Source organism: Micromonospora sp. CA-244673, assembly GCF_050948395.1.
GTDB lineage: Bacteria > Actinomycetota > Actinomycetes > Mycobacteriales > Micromonosporaceae > Micromonospora.
Window position 1 is genome coordinate 900,280 of sequence record NZ_CP192019.1, and the last position, 20,401, is coordinate 920,680.

At 74.0% G+C, this 20,401-nt stretch carries 19 protein-coding genes; 11 read left to right on the top strand and 8 right to left on the bottom strand.

The window, feature by feature from the left end:
• Positions 1-2 precede the first annotated feature (2 nt).
• The 3 genes from ACQP12_RS04505 to ACQP12_RS04515 form a co-directional block, all read right to left on the bottom strand.
• Positions 3-1,787: an N-acetylglutaminylglutamine amidotransferase gene (locus ACQP12_RS04505; protein WP_433285227.1), complete on the bottom strand. Its 1,785-nt coding sequence runs from the start codon at positions 1,785-1,787 to the stop codon at positions 3-5.
• A gap of 201 nt (positions 1,788-1,988) precedes the next feature.
• Positions 1,989-2,651 (bottom strand): peptide-methionine (S)-S-oxide reductase MsrA, encoded by a 663-nt coding sequence (msrA, locus tag ACQP12_RS04510; RefSeq protein WP_433285229.1) that lies wholly within the window; start codon positions 2,649-2,651, stop codon positions 1,989-1,991.
• A 76-nt stretch (positions 2,652-2,727) separates the two neighbouring features.
• Complete coding sequence (locus tag ACQP12_RS04515; RefSeq protein ID WP_433285230.1) at positions 2,728-3,141, bottom strand: HIT family protein; 414 nt, start codon at positions 3,139-3,141, stop codon at positions 2,728-2,730.
• A gap of 167 nt (positions 3,142-3,308) precedes the next feature.
• Between ACQP12_RS04515 and ACQP12_RS04520 the strand changes: the two genes are divergently transcribed.
• The 4 genes from ACQP12_RS04520 to ilvA are packed head-to-tail and all read left to right on the top strand — an operon-like array spanning position 3,309 to position 8,010.
• Positions 3,309-4,451 carry a cystathionine gamma-synthase gene (locus ACQP12_RS04520; RefSeq protein WP_357947692.1) on the top strand — a complete coding sequence of 381 codons (1,143 nt, stop codon included), beginning with the start codon at positions 3,309-3,311 and terminating at the stop codon, positions 4,449-4,451.
• A gap of 16 nt (positions 4,452-4,467) precedes the next feature.
• Positions 4,468-5,880: an amidase gene (locus ACQP12_RS04525; protein WP_433285233.1), complete on the top strand. Its 1,413-nt coding sequence runs from the start codon at positions 4,468-4,470 to the stop codon at positions 5,878-5,880.
• A gap of 49 nt (positions 5,881-5,929) precedes the next feature.
• Positions 5,930-6,793, top strand: a complete 864-nt coding sequence (locus tag ACQP12_RS04530; RefSeq protein ID WP_433285236.1) for a DUF4328 domain-containing protein — start codon at positions 5,930-5,932, stop codon at positions 6,791-6,793.
• Positions 6,790-8,010, top strand: a complete 1,221-nt coding sequence (gene ilvA / locus ACQP12_RS04535; RefSeq protein ID WP_357947683.1) for a threonine ammonia-lyase — start codon at positions 6,790-6,792, stop codon at positions 8,008-8,010. Before ACQP12_RS04530 ends, ilvA begins: the two co-directional genes overlap by 4 nt.
• A gap of 146 nt (positions 8,011-8,156) precedes the next feature.
• On the opposite strand, the gene greA is transcribed toward ilvA, so the two are convergent.
• Together greA and ACQP12_RS04545 are read right to left on the bottom strand one after the other, a co-directional pair.
• The gene (gene greA, locus ACQP12_RS04540) at positions 8,157-8,657 is read right to left on the bottom strand and encodes a transcription elongation factor GreA (RefSeq protein ID WP_357947680.1); all 501 of its coding nucleotides are present in this window, start codon (positions 8,655-8,657) and stop codon (positions 8,157-8,159) included.
• A 148-nt stretch (positions 8,658-8,805) separates the two neighbouring features.
• Positions 8,806-9,240 carry a DUF4307 domain-containing protein gene (locus ACQP12_RS04545; RefSeq protein ID WP_357947677.1) on the bottom strand — a complete coding sequence of 145 codons (435 nt, stop codon included), beginning with the start codon at positions 9,238-9,240 and terminating at the stop codon, positions 8,806-8,808.
• Positions 9,241-9,452: 212 nt separating this feature from the next.
• On the opposite strand from ACQP12_RS04545, the gene mca reads away from it, so the two are divergent.
• The 3 genes from mca to ACQP12_RS04560 all read left to right on the top strand — a co-directional run bounded on the left by mca (position 9,453) and on the right by ACQP12_RS04560 (position 13,388).
• Positions 9,453-10,334, top strand: coding sequence for a mycothiol conjugate amidase Mca (gene mca / locus ACQP12_RS04550; protein ID WP_433285239.1), 882 nt, complete (start codon positions 9,453-9,455; stop codon positions 10,332-10,334).
• Positions 10,335-10,382: 48 nt separating this feature from the next.
• Entirely contained in the window at positions 10,383-10,676 is a 294-nt protein-coding gene (locus ACQP12_RS04555; RefSeq protein ID WP_357947671.1) for a hypothetical protein, read from the top strand.
• A gap of 216 nt (positions 10,677-10,892) precedes the next feature.
• Positions 10,893-13,388 (top strand): putative bifunctional diguanylate cyclase/phosphodiesterase, encoded by a 2,496-nt coding sequence (locus ACQP12_RS04560; RefSeq protein ID WP_433289125.1) that lies wholly within the window; start codon positions 10,893-10,895, stop codon positions 13,386-13,388.
• Between the two features lie 57 nt (positions 13,389-13,445).
• Here the strand turns inward: ACQP12_RS04560 and ACQP12_RS04565 are convergent, their stop codons facing one another.
• Positions 13,446-14,471, bottom strand: coding sequence for a phosphatidylinositol-specific phospholipase C domain-containing protein (locus tag ACQP12_RS04565; RefSeq protein ID WP_433285242.1), 1,026 nt, complete (start codon positions 14,469-14,471; stop codon positions 13,446-13,448).
• A 258-nt stretch (positions 14,472-14,729) separates the two neighbouring features.
• Between ACQP12_RS04565 and ACQP12_RS04570 the strand changes: the two genes are divergently transcribed.
• On the top strand, positions 14,730-16,823 hold the full coding sequence (locus tag ACQP12_RS04570; RefSeq protein ID WP_433285244.1) for a thioredoxin domain-containing protein: 2,094 nt from the start codon (positions 14,730-14,732) through the stop codon (positions 16,821-16,823).
• Here the strand turns inward: ACQP12_RS04570 and ACQP12_RS04575 are convergent.
• Positions 16,816-17,376 carry a helix-turn-helix transcriptional regulator gene (locus ACQP12_RS04575; RefSeq protein ID WP_433285246.1) on the bottom strand — a complete coding sequence of 187 codons (561 nt, stop codon included), beginning with the start codon at positions 17,374-17,376 and terminating at the stop codon, positions 16,816-16,818. The two genes, ACQP12_RS04570 and ACQP12_RS04575, sit on opposite strands and share 8 nt — an antisense overlap.
• 102 nt (positions 17,377-17,478) lie before the next feature.
• Here ACQP12_RS04575 and ACQP12_RS04580 point away from each other — a divergent pair, with 102 nt between their 5' ends.
• On the top strand, positions 17,479-17,955 hold the full coding sequence (locus ACQP12_RS04580) for a hypothetical protein (RefSeq protein ID WP_357947659.1): 477 nt from the start codon (positions 17,479-17,481) through the stop codon (positions 17,953-17,955).
• A gap of 33 nt (positions 17,956-17,988) precedes the next feature.
• Here the strand turns inward: ACQP12_RS04580 and ACQP12_RS04585 are convergent, their stop codons facing one another.
• Positions 17,989-18,639, bottom strand: coding sequence for a pyridoxine/pyridoxamine 5'-phosphate oxidase (locus tag ACQP12_RS04585; RefSeq protein ID WP_433285248.1), 651 nt, complete (start codon positions 18,637-18,639; stop codon positions 17,989-17,991).
• Positions 18,640-18,727: 88 nt separating this feature from the next.
• Between ACQP12_RS04585 and ACQP12_RS04590 the strand changes: the two genes are divergently transcribed.
• On the top strand, positions 18,728-19,888 hold the full coding sequence (locus ACQP12_RS04590) for a 5-(carboxyamino)imidazole ribonucleotide synthase (protein ID WP_433285250.1): 1,161 nt from the start codon (positions 18,728-18,730) through the stop codon (positions 19,886-19,888).
• Positions 19,885-20,376, top strand: a complete 492-nt coding sequence (gene purE / locus ACQP12_RS04595; protein ID WP_357947649.1) for a 5-(carboxyamino)imidazole ribonucleotide mutase — start codon at positions 19,885-19,887, stop codon at positions 20,374-20,376. The genes ACQP12_RS04590 and purE overlap by 4 nt, the downstream gene beginning before the upstream one ends.
• The last annotated feature ends 25 nt before the right edge of the window (positions 20,377-20,401 follow it).

The window sequence follows — 20,401 nt, forward strand, 5'->3', positions numbered from 1 at the left end:
GGTCAGTCGATTCCGTGGCTCTGGAGCCACATTTCCAGGAGTCCCAGCTGCCACAGCTTGTTTCCGTTCAACGGGGTCAGTTCGGCATTCGGGTCGGCGAGCAGCGCGTCGACGTAGTCGGCGCGGAACAGGTCGCGGCGGCGGGCCTCGGGCGCGGTGAGCGCGTCGCGTACCCGGTCGAGGAGCTTGTCCTCCAGGTGCGTGAGGCCCGGGACCGGGAAGTAGCCCTTCGGCCGGTCGATGACCTCGTGCGGCAGGACCCGCCGGCCGATCTCCTTGAGCACGCCCTTGCCGCCCTGGGCCAGCTTCAGCTCCGGCGGGCAGCTCGCGGCCAGCTCGACGAACTCGTGGTCGAGGAACGGCACCCGGGCCTCCAGCCCGTGGGCCATGGTCATGTTGTCGACCCGCTTCACCGGGTCGTCCGTGAGCATGACCTGCGTGTCGATGCGCAGGCCGGCGTCCACGGCGGTCTGCGCCCCGGGCCGGCCGAGGTGCGCGGCCACGAACTCCCGCGCCGGGTCGCCGTCGGCCAGCCACGCCGGGTTGAGCACCCGGGCCAGGCCGGCCGCGTCGCGGTCGAAGAACGCGGACGCGTACGTGTCGAGGGCCCGCTCCCGGTCGACACCGGCCAGCGGCGGGTACCAGTGGTAGCCGCCCAGGATCTCGTCCGCGCCCTGACCGGACTGGACCACCTTGACGTGCCGGGCGACCTCCTGGCTGAGCAGCCAGAACGCCACGCAGTCGTGGCTGACCATGGGTTCGCTCATGGCGGCGACGGCGGCCTCCAGCGGCGGCAGCAGGTCGCCGGTGGGCACCCGGATCTGGTGGTGGTCGGTGCCGAAGGTCTTCGCGACCAGGTCGGAGTAGACGAACTCGTCGCCCTCCCGGCCGCCCACCGCGTCGAAGCCGATGGAGAAGGTGGACAGCCCCGACTGCCCCTCGCCGGCCAGCAGCGCGACCACCAGGCTGGAGTCGAGCCCGCCGGAGAGCAGTACGCCCACCGGCACGTCGGCCACCATGCGGCGGCGGACGGCGGTGGTCAGCGACTCCAGCAGGGCGTCCTGCCAGTCCCGCTCGGACCAGCCGGCCCGCTCGGCGGCGCGGGTGAAGGCCGGGTCCCAGTAGACCCGGTCGCGGGTGGTGCCGTCCGGCTCGTACACCCGGACCGTGGCCGGGGGGAGCTTGGCGACGCCGCGCAGGATGGTCCGCGGCGGCGGCACGATGCTGTGGAAGCTCAGGTAGTGGGCGAGCGCCACCGGGTCGATGCCGGTGTCGACGCCGCCGCCGGCGAGCAGCGCCGGCAGGGTCGAGGCGAAGCGCACCACGCCGGGGCTCTCGGCCAGGTAGAGCGGCTTGATGCCGAGCCGGTCCCGGGCCAACACCAGGCGCCCGGTGTCCCGCTCGCTGATCGCCACCGCGAACATGCCGACCAGGTGGTCGACGAAGTCGAGCCCCCACTCGGCGTACGCCTTGACGACGACCTCGCTGTCGCCGGCCGAGAAGAAGCGGTGCCCCCGGGCCTGCAACTCCTCGCGCAGCTCGCGGTAGTTGTAGATGCAGCCGTTGAAGACGCCCGTCAGGCCGGCGGGGGCGTCCACGATCGGTTGGCCGCTGGCCGCGGACAGGTCGATGATCTTCAAGCGTCGGTGTCCGAGCGCTGTCGGTCCCTGGGACCAGACACCACTGTCGTCGGGCCCTCGGTCACTCATCGTGGCCGCCATCCGCTCCACGGCCGACACGTCGGCCCGTGAACCGTCACGGCGGAACTCTCCCGCTAGTCCGCACATGCGGGCCCATGCTGCCAGAGGTTGGTGCAGTTTGCCTGTTGAGACGATGACAGTCGGGTGACGGCTCGCTATCATGCGCCGCTACGGATGGTAGCCACCGTCTCGGACCGGCGGTTCCTGTCCCACGGGCGACCGATGCCGGAAATGTCCCGGGCCCGCGGTGTGAAAAACACCGCAGGCCCGGAAACGTAGCTGGGTCGCTCAGCCGGCGGTACGGGCCACGCCGACCGGGCAGCTCAGCCCGTTGGGGCCGTGGTTGCAGTACCCGTTCGGGTTCTTGGTCGGCGCGAGGTACTGCTGGTGGTAGTCCTCGGCGAAGTAGTAGTCGCCGAGGCGGGCGATCTCCGTGGTGATCTCACCCTTGCCGGCCCGCGCCACGATCGGCGCGAAGGCGTCCCGCGAGGCCCGCGCGGTGGCCAACTGCTCGTCGGTGGTGGCGTAGATCGCCGACCGGTACTGCGTGCCGACGTCGTTGCCCTGGCGCATGCCCTGGGTCGGGTCGTGGTTCTCCCAGAAGACCTTGAGCAGGTCCTCGTAGCTGATCCTCGACGGGTCGTAGACCACCTGGACCACCTCGGCGTGCCCGGTCATCCCCGAGCAGACCTCCTCGTACGTCGGGTTGGTGGTGTATCCACCCGCGTAGCCGGCCGACGTGGTGATGACGCCGGGGAGGGTCCAGAACAGCCGCTCGGCGCCCCAGAAACAGCCCATCCCGAAGACGGCGACCTGCGCGCCCTCGGGGAAGGGGCCCTTCAGCGAGGACGGCAGCACCTCGTGCCGGTCGGCGATCGGCATCGCGATCGGACGGCCCGGCAGGGCCCGGTCGGGAGAGATCATCTCGGCCTTGATGCGGCGAAGGAACACGGTGGGACTCCTCTCGTGGCTTTCCCAGCGTGTGCAACAGCGCCGGACCCCGGTTCCTTACCCGGAGGTTCCGGCCTCAGGCGAGCGCGGCGGCGACCCGGCCCGCGAAGTCCTCGGCCTCCGCGTCGTCGGCGTAGCGGGTCCGCGGCCAGAAGAAGCCGCGCAGCCCGTCGCCCTTCGTCCGGGGCACGACATGGGTGTGCAGGTGGGGAACCGACTGCGACACCTTGTTGTTCATGGCCACGAACGTCCCACCGGACCCCAGACCGGCCTCCACGGCCACGGCGAGCCGCTGCACCAGCCGGAAGTAGCCGGGCAGCGCGGCGGCCGGCAGGTCGGCCAGGCTGACCAGGTGGGTGCGCGGCACCACGAGCACGTGCCCCTTGAACACCGGCCGGGTGTCCAGGAAGGCCACCCCGTCCGCCTCGTCGGCGACCCGGAACGCCGGCACCTCGCCCGCCACGATCCCGCAGAACACGCACCCGCTCACCCCGCCAGGCTAGGCGCTGCCCCGCGTCTTGCCGGTTCCCCGCGCCGATCTTGGCGAGTTGCCGTTCGCGCGGAACGGCAACTCTCCAAGATCCACATCAAGGGATGGTGCGGGCGCCGGGCGGGTTACACGCGGTGGGACGCGGCGGGCGGACTAACGTCTCGGGAATGAGTCACGGCTTCGAGACGCTCGCCATCCACGCCGGTCAGGACCCGGAGGCCCGCACCGGCGCGGTGATCCCGCCGATCTATCAGACCAGCACCTACGCCCAGGACGCCGTCGGCGCGCCCCGGGAGGGCTACGAGTACAGCCGCTCGGGCAACCCGACCCGGGACGCGCTCCAGGAGTGCCTGGCGGCGCTGGAGGGCGGGCCCGTGGGGCTCGCCTTCGCCAGTGGCCTGGCCGCCGAGGACGCCCTGCTGCGGACCGTCTGCAAGCCGGGCGACCACGTGGTGATCCCGGACGACGCGTACGGCGGCACCTACCGGCTGTTCGCCAAGGTGGCCGAGCGCTGGGGGCTGGCGTACACCCCGGCGAAGGTCTCCGACCCGGACGCCGTCCGCGCCGCGATCCGTCCCGGCGCCACCCGGATCATCTGGGTGGAGACGCCGACCAACCCGCTGCTCGGCATCGCGGACATCGCCGCGCTGGCCGCCGTCGCGCACGAGGCCGACGCGCTGCTGGTGGTCGACAACACCTTCGCCTCGCCGTACCTCCAGCAGCCGATCGCGTTCGGCGCGGACGTGGTGGTGCACTCCACCACCAAGTACATCGGCGGACACTCCGACGTGGTCGGTGGCGCCCTGATCGCGGCCGACCGGGCGCTCGGCGAGGAACTGCGCTACCACCAGAACGCGATGGGCGCCGTGAACGGCCCGTTCGACGCGTGGCTCACCCTGCGCGGCATCAAGACCCTCGGGGTACGGATGGACCGGCACTGCGACAACGCCGAGCGGATCGCCGCCTACCTGGACGGTCACGCCAAGGTCGCGCAGGTCATCTACCCGGGCCTGCCCGCGCACCCGGGTCACGAGGTGGCCGCCAAGCAGATGCGCCGGTTCGGCGGGATGATCTCCTTCCGGGCGGCGGGCGGCGAGGAGCACGCCGTGGAGATCTGCAACCGGGCGAAGCTCTTCGTGCTCGCCGAGTCGCTCGGCGGGGTCGAATCCCTGATCGAGCACCCGGGACGCATGACACACGCGAGCGCTGCCGGCTCGCCGCTTGAAGTTCCCGGCGATCTCGTGCGACTGTCTGTCGGCATCGAGACGGTCGACGACCTGCTCGCCGATCTGGAGCAGGCGCTGGGCTGACCGCTGGCTGGGGAGGATGGCCGTGCAGGACATCATGCCGACGACCTGGGTGGGGGCGACCGCCAAGCAGATCGCCCGGGGCGTACGCCGGGGTGACGTGTCCGCCACCCAGGTCGTGGCCGACCACCTCGACCACATCGCCCGGGCCGACGCCGAGCTGGCCGCGTTCCGCTCGGTACGCGGCGGCGAGGCGATCGTCGAGGCGGAGAAGGTCGACGAGCAGGAGGACCTGGCCAACCTCCCGCTGGCCGGCGTGCCGGTGGCGGTCAAGGAGAACACCCCGGTGGCCGGCCTGCCGACGTGGAACGGGTCGGCCGCCGTGCGTACCCCCGTGGCGGAGGCCGACCACGAGGTGGTCCGCCGGCTGCGCGGCGCGGGCGCGGTGATCCTCGGGGTGACCCGGATGCCGGAGCTGGGCCTGTGGGCCCTCACCGACGACGATACCGGGGTGACCCGCAACCCCTGGGACCCGGCGCGGACCCCGGGCGGCTCCTCGGGTGGTGCGGCCGCCGCGGTGGCGGCCGGGCTGGTGCCGATCGCGCACGGCAACGACGGCCTCGGCTCGATCCGCATTCCGGCCGCCTGCTGCGGGCTGGTCGGGCTCAAGCCCGGCCGGGGCGTGGTGCCCTGCCAGCTCGGCGCGGACGACTGGTTCGGCCTCACCGAGCACGGCATGCTGACCGGCACGGTGGCCGACGCGGTGGTCGGTTTCTCGGTGCTGGCCGGGCGCCGCCCGGACAAGCTGGTCCCGCCGCCGCGGCTGCGGGTGGGCGTCTCGCTGCGCTCCCCGGTGCGCGGCGTCTCGCCGGACGCGCCGAACCGGGACGCGGTCGCCGCCGCCGGCCGGCTGCTCGCCGCCGCCGGGCACGACACCGTCCCGGCCGACCCGGTCTACCCGACGCGGCTCGGGCTGCAGGGCATCGCCACCTGGTTCGCCGCGGCCGCCACCGAGGTGCAGGCCGCGGGCGTGGAGCGGCGCGGGCTGCAGCGGCGCAGCCGCCGGCACGTCGCGCTCGGCGAGTGGGCGCAGCGCCGGGGGTACGTGCGCGAGGCCGACCGGGCCGCCTGGCGCGAGCGGTCGGTGAACTTCTTCGCCGACCACTCGGTCGACCTGCTGCTCACCCCGGCGCTGGCCGGTCCGCCGCCGGAGGCCGCCGGCTGGTCCGGCCGCTCCTGGCTGGCGAACATGAAGGCCAACATCCGGTACGCCCCGTACGCCGCGCCCTGGAACATCGCCGGGCTGCCGGCGATCGTGGTGCCGGTCGGCCGCCGCCCGGACGGCCTGCCGGTCGCCGTGCAGTTCGTCGGCCCGCCCGGCTCGGAACTGCTGCTGCTCGGCGTCGCCGGCCAGTTCGAGATGCAGGCGCCGTGGCAGCGGCACGCCCCCGGCTACCCCCGGGTCGGGACGGGTTCGCCGGCCCACGCATGATCGTCTAGCGTGTGCGCGACTTCCGCACGCGACCACGGGGACGACGCCGATGCACTGCCAGACCTGCGGGGCCGACAGCCCCACCGCCGGCGCCTGCCCGCGCTGCGGCGTCTCGCCGGACCGGCCCGCGCTCTCGCCGGGGATGCGGACCTTCGCGGTCCACGGCATCGGTGTGGCCGCGGCGATCGGGGTGGGCCTGACCGCGCTGCTGTACACCCTGGTGGCGCTGGCGCCGGCCCTGCACGTCCTGCTCACCCCGCCCGGCGGGGACCCGGGCCGGCAGCCGGTGCCGCTCGCCGCCGAGGGGCTGCTCTCCGTGGCGTACCTCCTGGTCTTCCTGACCACCGCCGCCCTGGTGATGGTCTGGATGTTCCGGGCCCGGAAGAACACGGATGCCTTCCCCGGCGGCCGGAAGGTCCTGGCCGCCCACTGGGCCATCACGGGCTGGTGGGTGCCGGTGGCCAGCCTCGCTGTGCCGTGCGTGGTCATGGCCGGCATCGTCCGGGACAGCCTCGACCGGGTGTGGCTGCGTGTCCTGGTCGGCGTCTGGTGGCTGGCCTGGCTGGCGTTCGGCATCGCCGATCTGGTGACCAGCATCGCCGACGTGGATGACCGGCTACGCCGCGCCGAGCAGGGGCTGGCACCGGGTCTCGACCAGTATCGGGACGCCGCGCTGCGCAACACCCTCCCGGCGCTGGCGGTTCTCGTCGCCGCGGCCGCGCTCGTCGCTGTCGTGCTGCGCGTCTCCGCCGCACAGCAGGCCCGCATCGACGGGGCCGCGTGGCGGGCGGCCCTGCTGTCCCCCGCGATCCCGCCGCAGCCGGTCACCGGACCGTCGCCGCAGGTGCCGGGTGACCCGACCGTGGCGTCGCCGCAGGTTCCGCCGGGGCCGGGTGGCACGATCGGGGCATGACGGAACTGGTCGGTCTCGCCGACGTACAGGCCGCGCGGGAACTGCTCGCCGGCGTCACCCGCACCACCCCGCTGGAGCCGTCGCGGCCGCTCAGCGCCGCGCTCGGCGGGCCGACCTGGCTCAAGTGCGAGAACGTGCAGCGCGCCGGGTCGTACAAGGTGCGGGGCGCGTACGTGCGGATCTCCCGGCTCTCCGCCGAGGAGCGGCAACGCGGGGTGGTCGCGGCGAGCGCCGGCAACCACGCCCAGGGGGTCGCGCTCGCCGCCGGCCTGGTCGGCGCGCACGCCACGGTCTTCATGCCGGTCAACGCGCCGCTGCCGAAGGTCGCCGCCACGAAGGGGTACGGGGCCCAGGTCGAACTGGTCGGCAACACGGTGGACGAGTCGCTGGTGGCGGCGCAGACCTTCGCCGAGCGGACCGGCGCGGTGTTCATCCACCCGTTCGACCACCGGGACGTCATCGCCGGTCAGGGCACGGTGGCCCTGGAGATCCTCGAACAGTGCCCGGACGTGAAGACCATCGTGACGGGGGTGGGCGGCGGCGGGCTGATCTCCGGTCTGGCGGTGGTCGCCAAGGCGCTGCGCCCCGACGTACGCGTGATCGGGGTGCAGGCGGCGAGCGCCGCGGCCTTCCCGCCCTCGCTGAAGGCCGGCGAGCCGGTCCGGCTGCCCTTCTTCTCGACGATCGCCGACGGGATCGCGGTCGGCCGCCCCGGTGAGCTGACCTTCACCCATGTCCGCAAGCTGGTCGACGAGATCGTCACGGTCTCGGAGGAGGACATCTCCCGAGCGTTGCTGATGCTGCTGGAGCGCGGCAAGCAGGTGGTGGAGCCGGCCGGCGCGGTCGGTGTGGCGGCCCTGCTGGCCGGTGTGGTGGAGGTCCAGGCGCCGGTGGTGGCGGTGCTGTCCGGCGGCAACATCGACCCGCTGCTGATGCTGCGGGTGATCGAGCACGGCCTGGCGGCGGCGGGTCGCTACCTGCGGGTGACCGTCCGCTGCACGGACCGGCCGGGCCAGCTCGCCTCGCTGCTCGGGGAGATCGCCGAGCACCGGGCCAACGTGGTCGACGTGGTGCACCAGCGGGCCAACCCCCACCTGCGGCTCGGCGAGGTGGAGGTGGCGCTCTCGGTGGAGACCCGCGGCGTGGAGCACTCGGACACCCTGATCAGCGCCCTGCGGGCAAGCGGCTACCAGGTGGTCTTCGCCGGGGAGGGCTGAGGGCGCCGCGGACACGACCGCCCCGGCCGGACGGTGCCGGTCGGGGCGGTCGGGGCGGTCGGTGCGGTCGGATGTGGCTCGGGGCCGAGGAGCCTGTCAGCCTCGGTCGGGTCGGACCCGAGCCGTCCGGCGCGGGTCCGGAGCGGCTAGCCGGAGAACGGCTCGAACTTGACCACCGTCACCTTGATGTCGGCGCCGCTGGGCGCCGTGTAGGTGCAGGTCTGGCCCGCCTTGCCGCCCAGGATCGCCTTGCCGAGCGCCGACTCGGGGCTGTAGACGGTGAGGTCGGTCGTGGAGGCGATCTCGCGGGAGCCGAGCAGGAAGGTCTCCGTGTCGTCGGCGTCGTCGTCGAAGTAGATCGTCACGACCATGCCGGGCGACACGGCGTCGGCGCTCGGTGCCTCGCCGACCTTGGCCGTGCGGAGCAGCTCCTTCAGGTAGAGGATGCGGCCCTCCGCCTTGCCCTGCTCCTCGCGCGCGGCGTGGTAGCCGCCATTCTCCCGCAGGTCGCCCTCCTCGCGCCGGGCGTTGATCTCGGCGGCGATGACCGGCCGGTTGGCGATCAGCTCGTCGAGCTCGCCCTGCAGGCGGTCGTACGCGTCCTGGGACAGCCAGGTCGCGGGCGCCTCGTTGTCATTGGTGGACACAGGCGATCTCCTCGGTTGGTGCGGACTGGCTGACAGGTGAACAACCAATTTACCAGTGCGGGCCACCTCGGGGTGTTGCCGATCACCCCGGGTGCCGGCCGTGGGACCCGGGGTGCGTGTCGTCCCGGCGCCGGGCCGGGCTGCCGGCTCAGCCGGCCGGCCGGCAGCGCAGCACCTCGCCGATGAAGGGCCGGGCGGTGGTGGGGACCTCCTGCCGGGACCGGACGTGGCGTTCACCGGGCGGGGCGGTCACCGTGGCCTCGATGTGGCCCACCTCGGCGCCGTCGTGGGAGCGGGCCCGCAGCAGGCACGTCGCGGAGCCGCCCTCCGGCACCGTCACCCGGAAGTCGACCACCACCCCGGAGTCGGTGATGTCCGTGTAGGTGATCATCTCGGCACGGTAGTCGGGGTCGCCGTACTGGCTGTAGAGCCGGGCGGCGACCAGCCCGAGGAGCGCCAGCAGGACGGCCGCCACCAGTACGAGCAGGAGCGGACGGCGGCGCCCCGGCTCCCGGCGGCGGCCGTAGCGGCCGGGCGGGAAGACCGGTGCGTCCGATGGGAGTGTGGCGTGCGTCTCGCTCACCGGCGGGTATCTCCTGGCGTTGTTGTCGGCGGCATCGGCAAGAATGGCAAAGTCCATCTTCCCAGCCCGGCGCTGAGTCAAGAATGGCAGGTCGGCCCCGCCGCCGATCGGCCACACGGGGGCTTTCGCGGGCGCGGGGGGAGATTCCGGCAGGTCAGCCGGGCGGGCCCGGGCGGGCCGGGCCCGGTGGGCACAGACGAGGAGCGCCGAAGGTGGCAGAACGACTGCGGCTCATGGCGGTGCACGCCCATCCCGACGACGAGTCGAGCAAGGGCGCGGCCACCATGGCGAAATACGTCGCCGAGGGGGTGGATGTCCTGGTCGTCACCTGCACGGGTGGCGAGCGGGGCAGCGTGCTCAATCCCAAGATGGACCGGCCCGACGTGTGGGCCAACATCGGTGACATCCGCCGCGCCGAGATGGACGCGGCCCGGGCCATCCTCGGCATCGAGCAGGCGTGGCTCGGCTTCGTCGACTCCGGGCTGCCCGAGGGCGACCCGCTGCCGCCGCTGCCGGAGGGCTGCTTCGCCCTGGAGGAGGTCGAGGTCGCGGCCGCACCGCTGGTGCGGCTCATGCGTCAGTTCCGTCCGCACGTCGTCACCACGTACGACGAGGAGGGCGGCTACCCGCACCCCGACCACATCATGACCCACAAGGTGACGGTGGCGGCCTTCGAGGCCGCCGGCGACCCGGACCGCCACCCCGAGCTGGGCGAGCCGTGGCAGCCGCTCAAGCTCTACTACGACGTGGGCTTCTCGCGGGCGAAGATCCTGGCCCTGCACGAGGCGATGCTCGCCGCCGGCCTGGAGTCGCCGTACGGGGAGTGGATGAAGCGCTGGGAGGATCGTCCCGACAAGGGCGAGCGGATCACCACCCGGGTCGACTGCGCCGAATACTTCCCGGTCCGCGACGACGCGCTGCGCGCCCACGCCACCCAGATCGACCCCGACGGCTTCTGGTTCCAGGTGCCCATGGACCTGCAGCAGCGCGCCTGGCCGACCGAGGACTTCCAGCTCGCCCGCTCGATGGTGGACAGCCCGCTGCCCGAGTCCGACCTCTTCGCCGGAGTGCGCGAGACGTGCCATGCCCGCTGATTCCCCGGCGGGCTACGCTGGTCCTCAGCCGCACATCGGAGGAACACCATGCTGACCACCGCCCAGGTGCTCGCGGAGAACAACTTCGGTGACACCCGCACGGGTGGTCTGGCCGGCCCGATGGGCCTCTTCCTCATCGTGCTGCTGGCCACCGCCACCGTCCTGCTGATCCGCAACATGAACGCCCGGCTGCGCCGGCTGCCCGACCGGTTCCCCCAGCAGGCCGGCCCGGTCGAGCCGGGCCGGACCGACGCGTCAGTCGCGGATCCGACAGACGGGACCGCCGAGCAGGATTCACCGACGAACGCCCCCAACGGCTCCCAGCAGCGCCGGAACGGCTGAACAGCGCGTGAATCACGCCGAAGCCGGTCGTCAACCCCTGTTGCGACCACCGGGTTTGGCTTAGCCTTCCGCCGGGGGGACCGAAAGGCCCTGAGCCGTGCGCGGAAGGGGGGCGCCGATGTCGATGGCAGCAACCGCCCCCGACCGTGCCCCGGGGCCGCCGCCTGACGGGGTGGGCCGGTGACCTCCGGCCGGGCCGGCGATCCCCCCGATCGGCTGGGTCTGCGCGGCACACCGGTCGGAGTGATCCTGCTGACCTCGGCCGTCGCGGTCACCGCCGTGGTGGCGGCCGTGGTCGGCCTCACCGTCCCCGCCCACCTGCCGCCGGACGACCCGCTGCCCGGGTTCGTCCGGTTCGGCGTCGCCGTCGCGGCGTTCGCCGTGGCCCAGCTCGCCCGGCTGCGCTTCCGCACCGCCTCGGGCATGGTCAGCATCACCTGGGGCGAGGCGGCGCTCGTCGTCTGCCTCTACCTGGTGCCGGCCGGCTGGCTGCCGGCCGCCGCCCTGCTCGGCGCCGGCGCCGCGTGGACGACCATGTCCCTGGCCGCCGACCGCCGGTCCGCGCTGGAGCTGGTCCGGATCGCCGGCTCGCTCTGCGCCGCCACCGCGCTCGCCGCCGCCGTCGCCAGCGCGCTCGGCCGGCCGCTGCTCGCCGCGCCCACCCCCGAGCTGGCCCTCGCCCTGACCGCCGGCGCGGTGGTCTACCTGCTCACCACCGCCTGGCTGGGCGGCGCCGGTCTCGCCCTGCAGCACGGCATCCCGATCGGGCCGCCGCTGCTCGCCGCGCTCCGCGGCAAGCTGCTCATGTTCGTCGGCAACGTGGCGGTCGGCCTGGTGGTGGTCACCCTGCTGGAGCTCGACCCGCGCTGGCTGCTGCTCCTGCCACCGCCACTCTGGCTGCTCCAGCAGACCTACCGGCACCGGCTCCGGGCCGACCAGGAGCGGCGCACCTGGCGGGCCTTCGCCGAGGCCACCGCCGCCCTCAACCAGCTCGACGAGCGGGGCGTGGCGACCGCCGCGGTGACCGGAGCGCTCACCCTGTTCGGCGCCGAGCTGGTCGAGGTGGACGTGGCCCGCGGCGACGCCCGCTGGCGCCGCTACCGCGCGGACACCGGCGCGCAGGTGCGCGACCGCGAGGTGGAGCCGCCGTCGGCCACCGCGTCGGGCGAGCACGAGCTGGTCCGGCGGCTCACCGTGGGCAGCGCCGAGGTCGGCCAGCTGCGCGTCAGGTTCCCCCGGTCCGCCCCGCCCAGCGCCCGGGAACGCGACGGCGTCGCGGCGTTCGGCGACGCGCTGGCCGCCGCCCTGCACGACGCCGCGACCCACCGCGAGCTGCGGCTGGTCACCGCCCGCTCGTCGTACGAGGCGGTGCACGACCAGCTCACCGGGCTGCTCAACCGGGCCGCCCTGCTGGCCAAGGGCGACCAGGCGTTGCGGCAGCGCGCCCACGACCATCCGGTGGCGCTGCTGCTGCTCGACATCAACCAGTTCAAAGAGGTCAACGACACGCTCGGGCACGCGGCCGGCGACCAGCTGCTGCGGCTGGCCGCGAGCCGGCTGACCACCATCGCCCGTCCCGGCGACCTGCTCGGGCGGCTCGGCGGCGACGAGTTCGCCCTGCTGCTCACCACGGTTCCGGTGGTCGACGACCGGGCCGCCCCGCTGGCGTACGCGCTGCGGCAGGCCCGGGAGATCGCCGAGCGGCTCGCCGCGCCGACCGAGGTGGCCGGGGTGCGCATGTCGGTCGAGGTGGCGGTCGGCGTGGTGGTCGCCGACGCGGGCACCGCCGACCTGACCGAGCTGTTGCGCCGGGCCGACATCGCCATGTACCAGGCGAAGGAGGGCGGCGGCAGCGTCGCCGCGTACGACAGCTCCCGCGACGCGGCGAGCACCGACCACCTGGCGCTGCTCGCGGAGCTGCGGGAGGCCCTGGAGGCCGACGACCAGCTGGTGCTGGCGTTGCAGCCGGCGGTGGACCTGGCCACCGGCGCGCCGACCGGGGTGGAGGCGCTGATCCGCTGGCGGCACCCGCGCCGGGGCTGGCTCGGCCCGGCGGACTTCATCCGTCCGGTGGAGAACAGCGAGCAGCTCGGCAGCTTCACCCGCTACGTGCTGGACAAGGCCCTCGCGGTGGCGGCCGAATGGGCGCGCGAGGGGCTGGACATCCCGATCTCGGTGAACCTGTCGGCGCGCAGCCTGCTCGACCCGCGGCTGCCGGCCGAGATCGGCGAGGCGCTGCGCCGGCACCAGGTCCCGCCGCACCGGCTGGTCCTGGAGATCACCGAGACGGTGGTGATGAGCGAGCTGGAGGTCATCGACGAGGTGCTCGCCACCCTCCGCTCGATGGGCGTGCAGCTCGCCGTGGACGACTTCGGCACGGGGTTCTCCTCGCTGACGTTCCTGACCCGGATCGCGGTCGACGAGTTGAAGGTGGACCGTTCCTTCGTGATCCGGATGGCCGACTCCCCGGAGGCGGCCGCGATCGTGCGGACGACCGTCGGGCTGGCCCACGAGCTGGGGTTGCGGGTGGTGGCGGAGGGCGTCGAGACCGCCGAGCAGCGGACCGCCCTGGCCGAGTTGGGCTGCACCGCCGCCCAGGGCTACCACTTCTTCAAGCCGATGCCGGCGGACAAGATCGGCGCGGTGCTCGGGTCGCTGGTGGACACCGCCCGCGGCAACGTCTTCCCGTTGCGCGCCGACGGCGCCTCCTGACCGTCCCGCCCCGCCGGAGCCGCTCGCCCCGGCGGCGCGGGCCGGCCGGTCGCGTGCTCAGCCGCGGGGCAGCACGTCGTCGAAGACGGTGGGCAGGGCCGCCCAGTCCGCGGAGGCGATGCTGGCGTGCGCCCCGGCCAGCTCGGCCACCCGGGCCGCCGCCGCGTCGGCGTCGCCCGCGCCCACGGCCGGCGGGACGTTCTGCGCGTCGGTCATCACCAGCAGGTAGTGGTTGGCGTCGTACCAGGCGGTGTCGATGCCCCCGGTGACGTACGCCGTGGCGTCGCCGTCGAAGAGCACGAACCAGGGCCGCAGGCTCGCGTCGGCGTACCGGGTCCGGGGGTCGCCGGCCTGCGCCCGGTGCACGGCCGGGAAGGCGCGGGCCGTGCCCAGCGTGCCGGCCGCCGCGAGGCCGGCCAGGTGGCGGGCGTACTCGACGTCGGTCCAGAGGGTGTCGGTCGGGTTGCCCTCCTCGACGGTGCCGGGGATGAGCTCGACGATCACCCGGCCGGCGAGCTGCGCCCGGCTGGGCCAGGCGTCGGTGCGCGCGGCGGCGTCCAGGTTGGCGTGCCCGCCGAGCAGGTCGGCCGGGCGGAACACCCGGTCGCCGAGCCGCGCGGCGAGCACCGCGTCGAGCTGGGCCGGCCCCTGCCCGGTACGCCCGCTGAAGCCGGTCTTCAGCTCCAGCTTGAGGACCAGCGGGCCGGCGTCGGGGTGGGCGCCCAGCCACAGCCGGATGTCGTCGAGGCAGTGCTCCAGGTTCCGGTTCCGGGTGCCCGTGTAGAGCTGGGCGGCGCTCGTGGCGGCCACGCAGTTGTTGTCGTTGCCGAGCGGGTTGGAGTGGCTGACCCGCCACTGCCGGGTCAGCACGTCCGGCCAGACGTCCAGCTCGATCAGCCCGGGCCGGGCGTCGAGCGCCTGCGCCAGGTAGGGGTGGGTGCCGCGCTCGTACGTGTTGTGGATCCCGACACCGGTGGTGGCGGAGAACCGGGTGTCCGCCGGGACCGCGGCGGTCGCGGTGCCGGGGGCCAGCACCGGTCCGGCGAGGGCGGCGAGGGCGAGCAGGGCGGGGAGTCTGCGCATGAACCGTCTCCTTCGGACGGCCCGGCGGCGCCGGGCATGCGCTGATTCAAATCAACAAAGATGAATATCGGAAGGACGGATGATGTCCCTTGGCCTCGGCACCGACGCCGGCCCGGACGGGACAGCCCGATCGGTGGCCTTCCCGCCGTGCGATTCCGGCCGGGCGATGGCGGCATCCGGAGGGCCGGGGAGGTGGCTCCCCGGCCCGGCCGGTCCACTCCGGCGGCGTGGCCAGGGTGCGGCCGATATGGTCGTCGGGTGAACCGACTCGCCGACGCCACCTCGCCCTACCTGCTCCAGCACGCCGACAACCCGGTCGACTGGTGGCCCTGGTGCGACGAGGCGTTCGCCGAGGCGAAGCGGCGCGACGTCCCGGTGCTCATCTCGGTCGGTTACGCGGCCTGCCACTGGTGCCACGTCATGGCGCACGAGTCGTTCGAGAACGAGGGCGTCGCCCAGCTCATGAACGACGACTTCGTCTGCGTCAAGGTGGACCGGGAGGAGCGGCCCGACGTCGACGCCGTCTACATGACGGCCACCCAGGCGATGACCGGCCAGGGCGGCTGGCCCATGACGGTCTTCGCCACCCCGGACGGCACCCCGTTCTTCTGCGGCACCTACTTCCCCCGGGCGAACTTCGTCCGGCTGCTCGGCTCGGTGGCCACCGCCTGGCGCGACCAGCGGGAGGCGGTGCTGCGGCAGGGCGCCGCCGTGGTCGAGGCGATCGGCGGCGCGCAGGCGGTGGGTGGCCTGACCGCGCCGCTCACCGCCGAGCTGCTGGACGCCGCCGCCGACCAGCTCGCCTCCGAGTACGACGAGACGAACGGCGGTTTCGGTGGCGCGCCGAAGTTCCCGCCGCACATGAACCTGCTCTTCCTGCTCCGGCACCACCAGCGCACCGGTTCGCCCCGGAGCCTGGAGATCGTCCGGCACACCTGCGAGGCGATGGCCCGCGGTGGCCTGCACGACCAGCTCGCCGGCGGCTTCGCCCGCTATTCGGTGGACGGGCACTGGACGGTGCCGCACTTCGAGAAGATGCTCTACGACAACGCCCTGCTGCTGCGGGTCTACACGCAGCTCTGGCGGCTCACCGGCGACCGGCTGGCCCGGCGGGTGGCCCGCGACACGGCCCGGTTCCTCGCCGACGAGCTGCACCGGGCCGGCGAGGGGTTCGCCTCGGCGCTGGACGCCGACACCGAGGGGGTCGAGGGCCTCACCTACGTCTGGACCCCGGCCCAGCTGGTCGAGGTGCTGGGTGAGGAGGACGGCCGCTTCGCGGCCGACCTGTTCGAGGTGACCGAGCAGGGCACCTTCGCTCCTCACTCCGACTCCGCGCCGCAGGGCGGCGCTCCGGACGGAGAGAGCGGCGTCGAGCACGGCACCAGCGTGCTGAGGCTGGCCCGGGACATCGACGACGCCGACCCTTCGGTGCGCCGGCGCTGGCAGGAGGTGGTGGGCCGGCTGCTCGCGGCGCGGGACACCCGCCCCCAGCCGGCCCGGGACGACAAGGTGGTGGCCGCCTGGAACGGGCTGGCGATCACGGCGATCGCCGAGTTCCAGCAGGTCGCGGCGCTCTGTGCGGCCCCCGACGACGAGGACGCCAACCTCATGGAGGGCGTCACCATCGTGGCCGACGGCGCGATGCGGGACGCCGCCGAGCACCTGGCGGCCGTGCACGTGGTGGACGGCCGGCTGCGCCGGGTCTCCCGCGACAAGGTGGTCGGCGAGCCGGCCGGCGTGCTGGAGGACTACGGCTGCGTGGCCGAGGCGTTCTGCGCGATGCACCAGCTGACCGGCGAGGGCCGCTGGCTCGTCCTGGCCGGGCAGCTGCTCGACGTGGCGCTGGCCCGGTTCGCCGCACCGGACGGCGGCTTCTACGACACCGCCGACGACGCCGAGCGCCTGGTCACCCGGCCGGCGGACCCGACCGACAACGCCACCCCGGCCGGCCGCTCGGCGATCGCCGCGGCGCTGGTCGCGTACGCGGCGTTGACGGGGGAGACCCGGTACCGGGAGGCGGCCGACGCGGCCCTGTCGACGGTCGCGCCGATCGTCGCCCGGCACGCCCGGTTCACCGGCTACGCGGCCACGGTCGGCGAGGCGGTGCTCTCCGGGCCGTACGAGATCGCGGTGGTGACGGACGACCCGGTGGGCGACCCGCTGGTGTCCGCCGCGCTCCGGCACGCCCCGCCCGGGGCCGTGATGGTGGCGGGCCGGGCCGACCAGCCCGGTGTGCCGCTGCTGGCCGACCGGCCGCCGCTGGGCGGGCGGCCCACCGCGTACGTCTGCCGGGGGTTCGTCTGTGACCGGCCGGTGACCACGGTCGAGGATCTGGTCGCCCAGCTCAGCTGACCGGCTCCTCGCCCCCGGCCGCCGGGCGCAGCGGCTCGGGGAGCGCGTCGAACCACTCCAGCACCGCCCGCTCGTACGCCAGCCCGAAGCGCAGCGTGGCCACCGCGTACGGTTCGACCTCGTCCGCCTCCGGGGGGAGCAGCGCGGCCGCGGCCTGGTAGTCGGCCAGCCGTGCGGCGTGGGCGGCCCGGTGCGCGCCGAGGTAGCCGGCGAGCCGTTCCGGCGGCAGGTGCCGGCCGAAGAGCACGGTCAGCAGCAGCGGGAACCGGATCGTCTCGTCCGCCGGGGGTCGGGCCGCCCACTCGGCGAACGCCCGGCGCCCCGCCTCGGTGATCTCGTACGGCTGCCGGTCGCGTCGACCCCGCTCACCGGCCCGGACCAGCCCGGTGGCCGCCATCGCGGTCAGTTCCCGGTAGACCTGGCTCTGGGTCAGCGACCAGAACGCCCCGATCCGCTGCTGGGCGACGGTGACCAGGTCCCAGCCGGTCATCGGGCCGTCGTGCAGGAAGCCCAGCAGCGAGGCGGCGGTGGCGTTCAGCGGCCGGTCCGGCATGGGTCGGTTCTCCTTCGGCGAATCTCCTTGACATCCCATTGTGTCAGGTCCGATGCTGGACCCATCGACCTCCCACATTGGGATGTCGCGGGAGGGGGACCCGTGCACACCGTTCTCGTCGTGCTCCACGCCGCCAGCGGCATCACCGGGCTGCTGCTGGCGCTGCCCGTGCTGCTCGCGCCGAAGCGGCGCGGCCGGCACACCCTGCTCGGCCGGGTCTACGCCGGGGCCGCTGTCGGCCTCAGCCTCAGCGCCTTCGGGCTCTTCGCCTACGACCCGGGCCGCCTGTGGGGGCTGGCCGTGCTCGGCGCGCTCACCCTCGGCTGGCTGGTCGGCGGCCTCTGGTTCGCCCGGCGCCGGCCGCGCGGGCTGGGCGGCCGGGGCTGGCGGATCTGGCACCTCAACCTGATGGGCAGCACGGTCATCGCCTTCGTCACCGGGTTCGCCGTGCAGATGACCGGCGGCCACCTGGTCGCCTGGCTCGCCCCGACCGTGCTCGGTTCGCTGCTGATCGCCCGGACCACGGCCCGCGAGCTTGCCCGAGCACCCCGCCGCATCGCCGTCGCCACGACGAGCTGACCCGGGCCGCCGTGCCGCCGCCTCGGCTGACGATCACGGCCAGAGCAGGTCGCGGCTCCACGCGTCGGTGGTCCGCCGGTACCGCAGCCGGACGTGCCGGCGCTCCCGGTCGGCCTGCCAGAACTCGACGCTCGCCGGGGTCACCGAGTAGACCGTGTGCCCCTCGGCGACCAGCCCGGGATCGGCGGCCAGCCGGGCGCGCACCTCGGCCAGCTCGCGATCCAGCTCGGCGCGGTCGGCGAGGACGGCGCTCTGCCGGCCGGCCAGGGTCGCGATCCGGGAGCCCTCCGGCCGGGCCAGGAAGTCCCGGCGGGAGACGGCGGGGTCGGCGGGCCGGGCGGTGCCCCGTACCCGGACCTGCCGGCCCTGCTCCCGCCAGTGGAAGCCGAGCGCGACGCGGGGGTTGCCGGCGATCTGCCTCCCCTTGGCGCTGGTGGAGGTGGTGGCGAAGTGCCAGCCGGTGGCGTCCAGGTCTTTCAGGATCAGTACCCGCGCGTCGGGCGCGCCGTCGGCGTCGACCGTCGCGACCGTCATGGCATGCGGCTCGTCCACGCCGGCGGCGACCGCTTCGGCGAGCCAGTCGGCGAAGAGGGCGGTGGGCTCCGCCGGTACGTCGGTCGGGTCGAAGGACGGCATGTCATGGGCCAGCACCGGCAGGCCGCGGAGCAGATCGCGGGTCGTCATGGGGTGATCCTGTCAACCGGACGCCGGTCCTCCCAGGTCCGGCCCTCCGGGCCGTCGCCCGCCGCCGCCCCGATAGGCTGGCGGCGCTATGGATTCCCGTACCGGACTGCCTGTCGTCGGCATGGTGGGCGGTGGCCAGCTCGCCCGGATGACCCACCAGGCCGCCATCGCCCTCGGCCAGTCGCTGCGCGTGCTCGCGCTCGCCCCGGACGACGGCGCCGCCCTGGTCGCCGCCGACGTCCAGTACGGCGATCACACCGACCTCGCCGCCCTGCGCACCTTCGCCAAGGGGTGCGACGTGGTCACCTTCGACCACGAGCACGTGCCCAACGCGCACATCCGCACCCTGACCGAGGAGGGCGTGAAGCTCTTCCCGCCGGCCGAGGCGCTGGTGCACGCGCAGGACAAGCGGGTGATGCGTGAGCGGCTCGGTGAGCTGGGCGCGCCGAACCCGGCCTGGCGCCCCGTCGAGACCCCGGCCGACCTGCTCGCGTTCGGCGCGGAGATCGGCTGGCCGGTGGTGCTCAAGGCCGCCCGCGGCGGCTATGACGGCCGGGGCGTCTGGATGGTGGACGACGCCACCGGGGCCGCCGAGCTGGCCACCACCCTGCTGGCCGGGGGCACCCCGCTGATCGTCGAGGAGCGGGTGGCGCTGCGCCGGGAGCTGGCCGTGCAGGTGGCCCGCTCGCCGTTCGGGCAGGTCGCCGCCTACCCGGTGGTGGAGACGGTGCAGCGGGACGGCATCTGCGTCGAGGTGCTCGCCCCGGCGCCCGACCTGCCCGAGGAGCGGGCCGTCGCCGCGCAGCAGCTCGCCATCGACCTGGCCACCGCGCTCGGTGTGGTCGGCCTGCTCGCCGTGGAGCTGTTCGAGACACCCACCGGGCTGGTGGTGAACGAGCTGGCCATGCGGCCGCACAACTCCGGGCACTGGACCATCGAGGGGGCCCGGACCTCCCAGTTCGAGCAGCACCTCCGGGCCGTGCTCGACTACCCGATGGGGGACACCTCGCTCACCGCGCCGGTCGTGGTGATGGCGAACGTGCTCGGCGGCGAGCCGGGCGGCATGTCCATCGACGAGCGGCTGCACCACCTCTTCGCCGCCGAACCCGGCGCCAAGGTCCACCTGTACGGCAAGCAGGTGCGGCCCGGCCGCAAGATCGGGCACGTCACCGTGCTCGGCACCGACCTGGACGACGTACGGGTTCGGGCCGCGCGTGCGGCCCGCTGGCTGCGGGAGGAGCGCTCATGAGCACCGTCGGGCTGATCATGGGCAGTGACTCGGACTGGCCGACCATGCGGGCCGCCGCCGAGGCGCTGGACGAGTTCGGCGTGCCCTACGAGGTCGGCGTGGTGTCGGCGCACCGCACCCCGGTCAAGATGATCGAGTACGGTCGGGCCGCCGCGGACCGGGGCGTCAAGGTGATCATCGCCGGGGCGGGCGGCGCGGCACACCTGCCCGGCATGGTCGCCTCGGTCACCCCGCTGCCGGTGATCGGCGTGCCGGTGCCGCTGAAGTACCTCGACGGCATGGACTCGCTGCTCTCCATCGTGCAGATGCCGGCCGGCGTGCCGGTGGCCACGGTGTCGATCGGCAACGCCCGCAACGCCGGCCTGCTCGCCGTACGCATCCTGGGCGTGTCCGACCCGGCGCTGCGCGACCGGATGGCCGCCTACCAGGCGAGCCTGGAGGACCTGGTCGCCGAGAAGGAAGCCAACCTCCGCGCCTCGCTCGCCTGAGCTCCCCGGGCACCTCCGGGCGGAT